Origin of the sequence: Nocardiopsis sp. JB363, assembly GCF_900143625.1 — a bacterium.
In the GTDB taxonomy this organism is placed as follows: domain Bacteria; phylum Actinomycetota; class Actinomycetes; order Streptosporangiales; family Streptosporangiaceae; genus Nocardiopsis.
Genome location: NZ_FRFF01000196.1, coordinates 21484 through 34096, shown reverse-complemented (window position 1 = coordinate 34096; position 12613 = coordinate 21484). Strand labels below are relative to the sequence as shown.

Sequence of the window (12613 nt, the reverse complement as noted above, 5' to 3'; positions counted from 1 at the left end):
CCACTCTCGGGCGTTTCACGTGAAACGCCCGATCGCCTTCCCTCGCCCACTTCTCCTTCGGGCAATTGTTCAGTCACATGAGCATCACTGAGCGCAACCACGGGCAGGGGAGTGAGGGGAACACGACCGACACGGGGGACCGACGACATGACCGACGTATCCAGCCAGGGGCCCGAATCCGGAGACGAGCGCGAGGTGCTCACGAACCGCCAGGGCCACCCGGTCTACGACAACCAGAACCAGCGCACGGTGGGCGAACGGGGGCCCGCCACCCTGGAGAACTACCAGTTCCTGGAGAAGATCAGCCACTTCGACCGTGAGCGCATCCCGGAACGCGTGGTGCACGCGCGCGGGGCGACCGCGTTCGGCTACTTCGAGACCTACGGCAAGTGGGGCGACGAGCCGATCGAGCGCTACACCCGGGCCAAGCTCTTCCAGGGCGCGGGCAAGCGCACCGACGTGGCCCTGCGCTTCTCCACGGTGATCGGCGGACGCGACTCCTCCGAGTGCGCGCGGGACCCTCGGGGCTTCGCCATCAAGTTCTATACCGAGGACGGAAACTGGGACCTGGTCGGCAACAACCTCGCGGTCTTCTTCATCCGGGACGCCATCAAGTTCCCGGACGTGATCCACGCGCTGAAGCCGGACCCGGTGACCTTCCGGCAGGAGCCGAACCGCATCTTCGACTTCATGTCCCAGTCGCCCGAGTCCATGCACATGATCATCAACCTCTTCAGCCCTCGCGGCATCCCCTCGGACTACCGGCATCAGCAGGGGTTCGGGGTCAACACCTACAAGTGGGTCAACGAGGCGGGCGACACCGTCCTGGTCAAGTTCACGTGGATGCCCAAGCAGGGTGTGCGCAGCATGACCGAGGCCGACGCCGCCAACGTCCAGGCGAACGAGACCGGGCACGCCACCAAGGACCTGCACGAGGCCATCGACCGCGGTGACCACCCCGAGTGGGAACTGCTCGTGCAGATGATGAGCGACGACGAGCACACCGAACTCGACTTCGACCCCTTGGACGACACCAAGACCTGGCCCGAGCAGGACTTCCCGCCCAAGCCGGTGGGCCGTATCGTGCTCGACCGCAACGTCTCGAACAACTTCGCCGAGAACGAGCAGATCTCCTTCGGCACCGGCGTGCTCGTCGACGGGCTGGACTTCTCCGACGACAAGATGCTGGTCGGCCGCACCTTCTCCTACAGCGACACCCAGCGGTACCGGGTGGGCCCCAACTACCTACAGCTGCCGGTCAACCAGGCCAAGAACGCCGACGTGCGCACCAACCAGCGCGACGGGCTGATGGCCTACGGCCAGGACCAGGGCGGCGAGAACCCGCACGTCAACTACGAGCCGTCCATCACCGGTGGACTCCGGGAGGGGCAGTTCCCCACCCATGACGAGCAGGGGCCCGAGCTCAGGGGGCGGCTCACCCGCAAGCGCATCAGCCGCGCCAACGACTACAAGCAGGCGGGGCAGCGCTTCAGGCTGATGGAACAGTGGGAGCGCGACGACCTGGTGCACAACTTCACCGATCTGCTCTCCCAGTGCGTACGCCCCATCCAGGAACGGATGGTCTGGCACTTCCTCCTGGTCGAGGACGAGCTGGGGCTCCGGGTCGGCGAGGGTCTGGGGATCGCGCCCGGTGACGTGGCCGGTCTGGAACCCCTGCGCGGCCAGGACCTCACGGACGAGGACCGGGAGCGCATGGCGAACCCGGGGTCGAACGGCCCCAGGGACGTGTCCGGTTTGACCATGACCCACTGCGTCCCCAACGAGCGCCACGTGGTCGAGCGCTGAGGCGCCGACCATCGAGCGACGAGGCGGCCCCGGTTCGGCGGTGAACCGGGGCCGCGTCATGCGCGAGGGTCCTTCGTCTACTTGGTCGAGGCGACCTCGTCGACGTGCAGGTCGATGCCCTGGATGTCCTTCTTCACCAGGGAGACCGCGATGAAGGAGATCACGGAGAGCCCCACGATGTAGACGCCGATGGTCCACGAGGCGCCGAAGTTGGTCAGCAGCAGCTCGGCGATCATCGCGGCGAAGGCGCCGCCCAGGATGGCGCCGAGCGCGTACCCGATGGAGACACCCGAGTAGCGGACCTCCGCGGGGAACATCTCCGCGTACAGCGCGGATTGGGGGCCGTAGCTCAGGCCGAAGGTCAGCGTGAAGACGAAGACACCCAGGAAGTACATGAAGATGTTCCCGGTGTCGACCATGAACCACATGGGGACGGCCCAGACGGCGAGCAGGACGTAGCCGATCTGGAAGGTGCGCACACGGCCGATCCTGTCGCAGATCCATCCTCCGTACAGCGTGGAGATGAGCCAGCCGAAGGACGCCAGGGTGGTCGCGAGCAGGACCGGACCGCGCTCCATGCCCAGGCCGAACTCCTCGACCGGACGCGAGGCGTAGGTCACGAGGAAGGCGATGACCAGGTAGCCGGCGGCGTTGTTGGCGACGAAGATCAGCGCGGACAGGACGACCTCGCGGGTGTTCTCGCGGAACAGCCGGCCCAGCGGGGCGGAGGACTTGGCCCGGCGCTCCTGCATGAGCTTGAAGACCGGGGACTCCTCGACCGTCTTGCGGATGAGGTGACCGATGATGATCAGCACGAAGGACAGCAGGAACGGGACGCGCCAGCCCCATTCGAGGAAGGCCTCGGCGCCGATGATCGCGGTGATCAGCCAGACCACGAAGGTCGCCAGGATCATGCCGCACGGCACGCCGATCTGCGGGTAGGCGCCGAAGTAACCGCGCTTGTTCACCGGCGCGTGTTCCACCGACATCAGGGCGGCGCCGCCCCACTCCCCACCGGCGGAGAAACCCTGGAGGACGCGCATGAGGATCAGCAGGATCGGTGCGGCCATGCCGATCTGGGCGTAGGTCGGCAGCAGACCGATGGCGCAGGTGGCCAGACCCATGAGGATGAGAGTGGCGACCAGGATCCTCTTGCGTCCGAAGCGGTCGCCGAGGTGTCCGGCGACGATCGCTCCGAGCGGTCGGAAGAGGAACGAGATACCGATGGTGGCGAAGGACAGGACCTGCGCGACACCGGGGCTGCTCTCCGACAGGGGCGCCAGGAAGAGCGGCGCGAGCACGAGGCCCGCCGCCTGGGCGTAGATGAAGAAGTCGTACCACTCGATGGTGGTGCCGACCATCGTCCCCGCGAGGACCTTGCGCCTCTCCTTCTGGTCGAGTGGCCTGGGGTCGGGGGTCGCGGCGTCGGAAGTCGCCATCAATGCTCCGTATTTCTCAGCCGGCCGTGGCCGGATTCGCTGGCGGGGCCGCGACGCACACTCCACTCCGTCCATGACGGGTGTCATGACACAGGGGTATTTGGTCGGCATGCGTCTGAGCCCTAGGACACCATGGCATGTGAGGCGAACCACTTTCTAGACCAGGGTCCAAATATTCGCAGTTGGGGGCATGTGACCTGACCGAACGGTCGGTGGGGAACCCTCGTTGTTCAGGCACTTCGAACGCCCCGCGACCACAGGGTGACGGTGCAAGGTCGACAAATCCGCACGGCGACAGGTCCACATACCGAGATCCCGCACCGGTAGTACGATCGGGCACCCCTCACACCCCCCGACCAGATTCGAGGCCGCATGGTCATCCACAACTGGGGATACCTGGACGAGTACCGGAACGAACGCGAGGAGCTTCTGGCCGCCGTGGACCGGGCGTTCTCTTCGGGAAGACTGATCCTGGGGGAGGGGGTCTCCTCCTTCGAGGAGGAGTTCGCCGACCACCACGGCGTGGCTCACTGCGTGGGCGTGGACAACGGGACCAACGCGATCGTCCTGGCGTTGCGCGCTCTCGGCGTGGGCGCGGGGGACGAGGTCGTCACGGTCGCCAACACCGCCGCCCAGACGGTCGTCGCCATCGACGCGGTGGGCGCGGTACCGGTCTTCGCCGACGTGGACCCGAAGACCCACCTCATCGACACCGACCACGTGGCGTCGCTGATCGGGGAGCGCACCCGCTGCCTGCTCCCGGTGCACCTGTACGGCCAGTGCGCCGACATGACCGCACTCGTCTCCTTGGCGCGGCGGCACGGTCTGGCCGTGATCGAGGACTGCGCGCAGTCCCACGGAGCTCGTCACGAGGGACGGCTCGCCGGGACCATGGGCGACGCCGGGACCTTCTCCTTCTACCCGACCAAGGTCCTGGGCGCCTACGGTGACGCCGGCGCCGTCCTGACCGGATCACCCGAGGCGGCCGAGTCCCTGCGCACCCTTCGCTACTGCGGCATGCGCGAACGCTTCCACGTCGACGAACTTCCGGGTTACAACAGCAGGTTGGACGAGGTGCAAGCGGAGATCCTTCGGGTCAAACTGCCGCGCCTGGACACCTACGTCGCCCGCCGTCGTGAGTTGGCCGAACGCTACGACCGGGCGTTCGCCGGAACGGAGCTGGCCCTGCCCGTCACGGCCGACGGCAACGACCACGTGTACTACCTGTACGTGGTGCGGCACCCCCGGCGTGACGCCCTCGCCGCCGAGCTGGAGCGTCGCGGGGTACAGACGGCGGTGCACTACCCCCGCCCGGTCCACCTGATGTCGGGGTTCGCCCATCTGGGGCACGCGCCGGGCTCCCTCCCCGTGACGGAGGCCGCGTCCGAGGAGATCCTCTCCCTGCCCCTGTACCCCTCCCTCGACGACGCCGACCAAGAGCGGATCATCACCGCTGTGTGCGAATCCCTTGACGCAGTGTCAACTACCTGTGGCTGAAGCCACGGGCTTGCGGGTAGGCGCCCAGCTGGTGGGTGGGTCTTACCTCCCGCGTCCGACACCCACTCATCTGGAGGGTGTGGGGGCGGTTGACGTGCGCCCCGCAGTCCACACAGCCTGGCCTCGGTGGGCGAGGTTGCGTGAAGCGTTCACATCGGCGTGCAACACCACACCGCACTGACGGCAGACGAACCGGTTCCGGGTGGGCCGGTTGCGTCTGCTGGTGTGGTCGCACTCCGAGCAGGTCTGGGAGGTGTAGGCCGGATCCACCACCAGGACCGGCACCCCCACCCTGCGAGCCTTATAACCGATGAAGTCCCGCAACTGCGCGAAACTCCACGAATGCAACGCGGAACGTTGTCGTTTGGCTTGCCGTACCCGGCCACGGATGCCCTTCAAATCTTCTAGGACGATGCCGTGATCGGTGCGTTCGGCCCGCTCCACGATACTTTTGGAAATCTGGTGGTTCACCTCCCGCGCCCGCCGTGCTTCCCGGCGGCGCAAGCGCTTCAACACCCGTTTGGCGCTCTTGGTGTTCTTCCGCTGGAGTTTGGCGCGGAGCCGGTTCTGCTTACGCCGGTACCGGTTCAACACCCTCCCGGAGAACCGGTCCCCGGCGGAGGTGGTGGCGATCTCCACGATCCCCAGGTCCACCCCCATGAACCCCACCGGTTCAGGGTTCTCCTCCTGTTCGGGCACCTCACAGGTAGCGGCCAGGAACCATTGCCCGTCCCGGTAGATCAGGTCGCTCTCACCCTGGCGGTACTCGGTCAACAGCTTCAGCTGTTCGGGGGAGGTGACAAAGCCCAGGTTCTTCATCCGCCCGGCCACGGTCCAGATCGAGACGGTGCGGGCGTCCATCTGCCAGGACAAACACCGATCATCGAACGGTTGAGCCGCATCGGGTCGAAAGGAGATCGGGGTGGACTCGACCCGCTGACGGCGCGGGGAGCCCTTCCGGCCCAGATTCCCGGCCTTCAGGTTCGCCTGCCGGGTGGTGTAGGCATCGCACACCTTGCCCAGCACCCGCACCGTCGGCTGCGCCGACAAACCGAACCTGGCTTTCAACTCATGGTAGACGGCCCTTTGCAGAGCGTACTTGTTCGTCGCTCCGGTGGCCTGAGCGACCTGGGAAGCGTGGTCGGCCGCCTCATTACAGGTACGCAGGGTCGCCTGGAGTGCCCGCGCCTGTTCCGGCGAAGGCAGCAACTTGACCCGCACCACCAGCTTCATCACCGAACACGCTAACCACCCCCGACCCGGACATGGAGCCGAATCAGAGAACTTCTCCGTGTTCTTCCGGTTTTTGATGGCCGGGAAGAGTGGGCAAGGGCGTTTCCTCCCGACTCTGAAGAACCGGACTTCCACATCCAAAACGTGGTGACAACCCCCCGTGGCTGTCATCCGGATTCCGTGACATCCGGTTACTTACCCGTGTGAGAGCCGCGCTGTGACAGTGAAGGTATGTCTACACCGCCGCTCACCGAACTCGCAGTCGAAGTCGACGGGCTCTGTTACTCCTACGGTTCGTACCAGGCCGTCAAGGACGTCTCCCTGCGCGCCGGTCGGGGCGAGGTGTTCGCCCTGTTGGGCACCAACGGCGCCGGGAAGACCACCTCGCTGGAGCTGATCCAGGGGTACCGGAGGCCGGACGAGGGACACATCCGTGTCCTCGGTCTGGACCCCTTCCGCGACCGCCGCGCCCTGCGCCGTCGTACCGGTTTCATGCTCCAGGAGGCCGGGTTCCTCACCGAGATGACCGTTCGTGAGATGACGGACCTCTGGAGTTCCATCTCGGGTCGGGTCGACGACGTGGACTCCGTCCTGGCGCGCGTCGAGCTCTCCCACCGCGCCGAGGTGCGACTGGACAAGCTCTCCGGGGGTGAGAAGCGGCGCTTGGACATCGCGCTGTCCGTATGGGGCTCCCCCGAGCTGGTGGTGCTCGACGAACCCACCACGGGTCTGGACCCGGAGTCCCGCCGACGTCTTTGGTCCCTGGTCGAGGAACTGCGGTCGAACGGTTCCACCATCATCCTGACCACGCACTACCTCGAAGAGGCCGAGTCCCTGGCCGACAGCCTGGCCATCATGCACCAGGGTCGCGTCGCCGTGGCCGGGACCAAGCGCGAGGTCCTGGCCTCGTACCCGGCCACCATCACCGCCCGCGTCCCCGAGGAGTCGGCGGACCGGCTGCCCGCCATGGCCGGGGCCCCGACCGTGCAGCGGCACACCGACGGTTCGGAACCCTCACTGAGGATCGAGACCTCGACGCTCCAGGCGGACCTGACCCTCCTCCTGAACTGGGCGGAGCGCGAACGGGTCACCCTGACCGACCTGCACGCCCAAGCGGCCACCTTGGAGAACCTCTTCCACGCGGTCCGTGTGGAGGACGAACGACTCTCCCTCGGTGAGCGGCCGAGTGCCGACGCCGAGAGCCGCGTCAAGGAGGATGTGACCACGTCATGACGACGAACGACACGCGCCCGGCCGCACCGAAACAATCCACGTTCCGCTCACGCGGGCGGTTCGCGCTCATGATGGCGTTCACCCTCACCGAACTGCGTCTGCTGACGCGCCGCAAGGGTGTGCTCGCGGTCGCGCTGTTCCTGCCGATGATGCTGGTCGGCCTCTCCTACCTGGGGCAGCGCCCGGACAGCCTGGAGCAGTGGGGCACCACGCTCGGCGTGTACTTCATGTACGCGCTGATGATGACGCCGTACATGAGCACGGCGACCCAGCTCTCCTCGCGCCGGGACACCCTGGTCTACAAACGACTGCGGACCACGGAGCTGGACGGCGCGGAACTGATCGCCGCCAACCTGATCGCGGTCGCGGTGCTCGGCCTCACCCAGATGCTCCTGATGCTGGCCGTCTTCCTCGCGACCGGGGCCCCCGCGCCCGAGAACCTGCCGTTGGTGCTGGCGGGGGTCGTCCTGGGGCTGGTCCTCGCACCGATCCTGGGCACCTTCATCGTGTCCGTGACCGGCAACCACGAGCGCGTCATGTTCACGATGATGCCGTTGCTCATCCTGGCCGTCATCGGCGCCCAGCTGCTCGACTACCCGATCGAGATCGTCGCCTGGATCGCGATCCTCGTCCCCCTCGTCCCCGCGGCGGATCTGATCGCCAAGGGTTGGGGCGGCGCGGGCGCCGGGCTCCAGTCCCTTCCCGTGCCGGTGTCACCGGTGGTCGCCGACATCGTCCTCCTCGTGGGGTGGACGGCGCTCGCGATCTTCGTGACGACGCGCACCTGGCGTTGGGAGCCCCGTTCCTGACCCCGGGTCGTCCCACCGAACCCCTCGGATCCACAAGGAGAAGACCGTGAACTTCCTGTACGCCCTCTCAGGCCTCAAGCTCGGTACGAGCGTCGCCCAGGAGGTCCTCGTCCAGCTCATCACCATCGGTGTCGTCGGGGCCGTCATCTACCTGTTCGTCTCCGACCGGCCGATGATCCAGCTCCTCGGCATGGCGGCCATCCTGGTCTACTCCGTCGGTCGGGTGGTCGTCGTCATCTCCACCCAACGCGCCGACCGGTCGACCTCCGACTCCAACCGCTGAGTGAAGTCCACGCCATGAAGACTTCGGTAACCGACCTGGCGGTACTCGGCGGGAGCCCTGCGTTCACCGAGCCCCTCGCCGTGGGACGTCCCTCGCGGGTGGATCGCCGTTCCTTCCTCGAACGGGTGGAGCGGATCCTGGCGAGCGGACGGCACAGCAACGGCGGACCCTTCGTCGAGGAACTGGAGGCACGACTCGCCGAGCTCGCCGGGGTCCGTCACTGCGTCGCCATGTGCAACGCCACCACGGCGACGCAGGTACTCGCCCGTGCGCGGGGGATCCGGGGAGAGGTGGTCATGCCGTCCATGACCTTCATCGCCACGGCCCACGCGATGCGCTGGATCGGGCTCGACCCCGTCTTCTGCGACGTGGACCCCGTGACCGGGCAGATCGACCCGGGCCAGGCCCGAGCGTCGATCACGCCTCGGACCGAGGCGATCGTCGGTGTCCACCTCTGGGGACGTCCGTGCCCGGCCTCCGCACTGGAGGACGTGGCCGCCGAGTACGGGATCGACCTGTACCTGGACGCCGCCCACGCCATCGGTACCGCCCTGGACGGGCGTCCGGTGGGGGGTTTCGGGAACGCCGAGGTGTTCAGCCTGCACGCGACCAAGATCGTCGGCGGCTTCGAGGGCGGCGCCCTGGTGACCGACGACGAGGAGACCGCCGAACGCGTTCGATCCCTACAGGCCTTCGGGGACGGAATCTGGAACAAGCACGGCGGCACCAACGCCAAGATGAGCGAGGTGTCCGCCGCGATGGCCCTGACCTCGCTGGAGGCCCTCCCCGACACGGTGTCCCACAACCGGCGCAACCACGACCTGTACGTGAAGTGTCTGGACCGTACGCCCGGTGTCTCGGTGGAACGCTTCGACCCCGACCAACGGCCCAACCACCAGTACGTGATCATCCGCGTGGATCCGGCGGAGACCGGCATGGACCGCGACACCCTCCATCGGGTGCTCCTGGCGGAGAACGTGATCACGCGGCCCTACTTCTCACCCGCCTGCCACCAGACGGAGCCCTACTCCTCCCTCCCCACCCCACGTTCCCTGCCCCATACCGAACGGCTGGCCGCGACCGTCCTGGCCCTACCGACGGGCACGGGCACATCGTCCACCGACGTCGAGACCGTGTGCGACATCGTCCGACTCGCGGTGTCGCACGGTGACCGGGTGGTTCGTGGTCTCCAGGCCGGCCCAGCACAGGAGCCCCATCATGACGATTTCGAGCACGGATCCGGTAGCGATCTGCTCTCTGCCCGACAGTGACCCTCGTTCCGCCGTCGAAGCCCTGCGCCATCGTGCCCCGGTCATGGACGCCGACGCCGCCCACCTGGTCGAACTCGCACGTGTCTTCGGCAACGCGCCCTTCACCCCGTTGGAGGAGGCCAGACGGGGGATGGGGGCGGACCGTGCCGGCTTCGCCCGCCTGATCGCACGTTTTCGCGAGGTCCCCGAACTCCGCGCGGCCGTGGAAGCCGGTCCCTCCGGTCAGTACTGGACCAAGACGATCCTGCCGCTGGAACGTCGCGGTGTCCTGGACTCGGTGGTGGAGAACCGGGTGGTGCCGCCGGCCAGTGTGGGTCTCTACCCGGGCCCCACCTGCATGTTCCGCTGCCATTTCTGTGTACGGGTGACCGGCGCCCGTTACGAGGCGTCCGAACTGACCCCCGGCAACGAACGCCTGGCCGCGGTCATCGACGGGATGCCCACCGACGACCCCGACGCCCTCTACGTGTCCGGCGGCCTGGAGCCGCTGACCAACCCCGGGCTCGGGGAACTGGTGTCTCGGGCCTCCGACCGTGGGCTGCGCATCACCATGTACAGCAACGCCTTCGCCCTGACCGGCACGACCCTGAACCGGCAACCCGGCCTGTGGGACCTGGGAGCCGTCCGTGTCTCCCTCTACGGGTTGGACGACCAGGAGTACGAGGACACCACCGGCAAGGCCAAGGCCTTCACCCGGGTCCGGGACAACCTGCGACGTTTCCAGGCTCTGCGCTCCGAGCGCGACTCCACGGTCAGGCTGGGGCTGAACTACCTGATCCTGCCGGGCAGGGCGGACCGTCTCCCGGCTCTGGTCGACTACATCGCCGATCTGGACAGCGCGGCCCCCGACCGCCCAGTGGACTTCCTGACCCTGCGGCAGGACTACAGCGGACGCGACGACGGCATGCTCCCGGAGGACGAGCGTTCGCGTCTTCAGGAGGAACTGCACCGGTTCGCGGCCCTGGCCGCGGAGCGCACCCCTCACCTGAACATCGACTACGGATACGCGTTGCACGGCCTGATGTCGGGTGTGGACGCGGTGCTTCCGCGCATCACACCCGAGACGATGCGGCCCACAGCTCATCTCCAGGCCGCCGCACAGGTCGACATCCGTGGCGACGTCTACCTCTATCGGGAGGCGGGGTTCCCCGACCTGGCCGGCGCCGACCGCTACATCGCCGGACGGGTCGGTCCGGACGCCGGTCTGGTGGACGTCGTCTCCGACTTCGTCACCTCCGAACGGCGGGTGGTCCCTCGCCCCGGCGACGAGTACTTCATGGACGGCTACGACCAGGTCGTGACCGCGCGCCTGAACCAGATCGAATCCGACCTCGCCGCCGGGTGGGGTGCCGACCGGGGTTTCCTGCGCTGAGCGCCCCCACAGAGGAAGGAGCCGGCGATGGACCGGCGGGAACTGCACGAGCGGGTCAGCGCACTGGCGCTGGAGGTCAAGGACATGGTGATGGGCGGGGAGGGCTGGGAGCCCGACGGCACCACATCCGTCCCCCTCGATTTCATGGACGCCTTCACCCTCTTCCAGTTCGGTGTCTACCTGGAGGAGGAGTTCGACGTGCTCCTGGTCGAGGAAGTGGTCAGGTCGTCCGACCACACCACCGAGAAGGTCACCGAGACCGTGGCCCGTGCCCTCGCGGAACAGACCTGAACGCGCCTCGGCGCCTTCCACCCCCCAACGAGAGGATGAACCGTTGCGCACCCTGTTCGTGACCTATCCGGAGGACAGCAACGTCAAGGGGATGGTCTCCCTGGCCTGGGCCCTGGGAGCGGCGGGCCACGACGTCGCCGTCGCCGGCCACCCGGAGTCGGCGGAGTTCGTTCGCAAGGCGGGGCTGACCGCGGTCCCCCTCGGCCGTGACCACGTCATGTGGCACTACATGCGACGCCGCCCCCACCTGGCCGCCGCGGACCGGTCGTCGGCGAGCCCCTTCTACACCAAGGGGGACGGCCCCGACAGCGAGTTGACCTGGGAACACCTTGGAGAACACTTCGGGACCCTGGTGGACTGGGAGTACCGGATGATCAACGACCCCCTGCTCAAGGAGCTGGTCGACTTCTGTCAGGAGTGGTCGCCGGACCTGGTGATCTGGGAGTCCACCACGGTGGCGGGCGCGATCGCCGCCGAGGCGTGCGGCGCCGCCCATGGCCGGATGACCTGGGCGATGGACTTCAAGGGGCGTTACCGGGAACGGTACGTCGCCCTCAAGGAGGAGCGCCCGCAGGACGATCGACCGGACCGCTTCCAGGAATGGGTCACCCGACAGGCCGCCCGCTTCGGCGTGGAGTTCCGGGAGGAACTGACGACCGGCGAGTTCACCATCGACCAGCTCCCGGAGACGTTCCGGCTGCCCTCCTCCCGTGCCGTCCTACCGATGAGGTTCGTGCCCTACAACGGGGCCGCCGAACTCCCACGCTGGATCCTGGAACCCTCCGAGCGTCCGCGCGTGTGCCTCACCCTCGGCGCCACGTTCGCGGATCGGGTGGGGGCTCCCCTGGCGAACGCGCAGGAACTCCTGTCCGCCCTGGAGGGATTGGACGCGGAGGTGATCGCCACCTTCGGCAAGGAGCAGCGCGCCGGGCTCATCGATCGAGTGCCGGAGAACGTGCGCCTGGTGGACTTCGTCCCCTTCCACGCGGTGTTCCCGCACTGCGACGCGGTCGTGCACCACGGGGGAATCGGGGTCTTCTCGACCGCGATGGTCAACGGCGTCCCCCAGGTCATCCTGCCCGAGGTCTACGACACCCCGGCGCGGGCCCGCCGGTTGGAGGACGGGGGCGCGGGACTGGTCGTATCCGGGGGAGAGGGCCTGGGCGCTCGGATCCGGGAGGCCCTGGAACGGGTCCTCTCCGAACCGGCCTTCGCCAAGGGCGCGGCCGAACTGCGGGCCGAGGCCGAGACCATGTCCCTTCCCGGTGAGTTGGTCCCGCTCCTTCAAGAGCACGTCCACGCGCACCGGTCCAAGGGCGCGATGGCGGTGTAGCCACAGGACGCGTCGGCGCCGGCCGGGAGATTTCCCGGCCGGCGCC

The 12613-nt window shown here is 67.5% G+C and carries 11 protein-coding genes; 9 read left to right on the top strand and 2 right to left on the bottom strand.

The window, feature by feature from the left end; all coding sequences use genetic code 11:
* Positions 1–147 precede the first annotated feature (147 nt).
* The gene (locus BQ8420_RS29100; protein WP_087103343.1) at positions 148–1806 is read left to right on the top strand and encodes a catalase; all 1659 of its coding nucleotides are present in this window, start codon (positions 148–150) and stop codon (positions 1804–1806) included.
* Between the two features lie 77 nt (positions 1807–1883).
* On the opposite strand, the gene BQ8420_RS29095 is transcribed toward BQ8420_RS29100, so the two are convergent.
* Positions 1884–3245 carry an MFS transporter gene (locus tag BQ8420_RS29095; protein WP_087103341.1) on the bottom strand — a complete coding sequence of 454 codons (1362 nt, stop codon included), beginning with the start codon at positions 3243–3245 and terminating at the stop codon, positions 1884–1886.
* Between the two features lie 372 nt (positions 3246–3617).
* Between BQ8420_RS29095 and BQ8420_RS29090 the strand changes: the two genes are divergently transcribed.
* Complete coding sequence (locus BQ8420_RS29090; RefSeq protein WP_087103339.1) at positions 3618–4742, top strand: DegT/DnrJ/EryC1/StrS aminotransferase family protein; 1125 nt, start codon at positions 3618–3620, stop codon at positions 4740–4742.
* A gap of 66 nt (positions 4743–4808) precedes the next feature.
* On the opposite strand, the gene BQ8420_RS29085 is transcribed toward BQ8420_RS29090, so the two are convergent.
* Positions 4809–5975, bottom strand: coding sequence for an RNA-guided endonuclease TnpB family protein (locus BQ8420_RS29085; protein WP_087103336.1), 1167 nt, complete (start codon positions 5973–5975; stop codon positions 4809–4811).
* 231 nt (positions 5976–6206) lie between these two features.
* Between BQ8420_RS29085 and BQ8420_RS29080 the strand changes: the two genes are divergently transcribed.
* From BQ8420_RS29080 to BQ8420_RS29050, 7 genes are read left to right on the top strand one after another with little or no spacing between them, the layout of a single operon-like run.
* A complete protein-coding gene (locus BQ8420_RS29080) occupies positions 6207–7208 on the top strand; it encodes an ABC transporter ATP-binding protein (protein WP_087103334.1) in 1002 nt (333 codons plus the stop codon).
* Positions 7205–8017 (top strand): ABC transporter permease, encoded by an 813-nt coding sequence (locus BQ8420_RS29075; protein WP_087103332.1) that lies wholly within the window; start codon positions 7205–7207, stop codon positions 8015–8017. Before BQ8420_RS29080 ends, BQ8420_RS29075 begins: the two co-directional genes overlap by 4 nt.
* Before the next feature lie 46 nt (positions 8018–8063).
* Positions 8064–8300 carry a hypothetical protein gene (locus BQ8420_RS29070; protein ID WP_087103330.1) on the top strand — a complete coding sequence of 79 codons (237 nt, stop codon included), beginning with the start codon at positions 8064–8066 and terminating at the stop codon, positions 8298–8300.
* 14 nt (positions 8301–8314) lie between these two features.
* Positions 8315–9571, top strand: coding sequence for a DegT/DnrJ/EryC1/StrS family aminotransferase (locus BQ8420_RS29065; RefSeq protein WP_087103329.1), 1257 nt, complete (start codon positions 8315–8317; stop codon positions 9569–9571).
* Positions 9519–10943 carry a dTDP-4-amino-4,6-dideoxy-D-glucose ammonia-lyase gene (desII, locus tag BQ8420_RS29060; protein ID WP_087103327.1) on the top strand — a complete coding sequence of 475 codons (1425 nt, stop codon included), beginning with the start codon at positions 9519–9521 and terminating at the stop codon, positions 10941–10943. Before BQ8420_RS29065 ends, desII begins: the two co-directional genes overlap by 53 nt.
* Before the next feature lie 27 nt (positions 10944–10970).
* On the top strand, positions 10971–11234 hold the full coding sequence (locus BQ8420_RS29055; protein WP_087103325.1) for a hypothetical protein: 264 nt from the start codon (positions 10971–10973) through the stop codon (positions 11232–11234).
* Between the two features lie 43 nt (positions 11235–11277).
* On the top strand, positions 11278–12567 hold the full coding sequence (locus tag BQ8420_RS29050) for an activator-dependent family glycosyltransferase (protein WP_087103323.1): 1290 nt from the start codon (positions 11278–11280) through the stop codon (positions 12565–12567).
* The last annotated feature ends 46 nt before the right edge of the window (positions 12568–12613 follow it).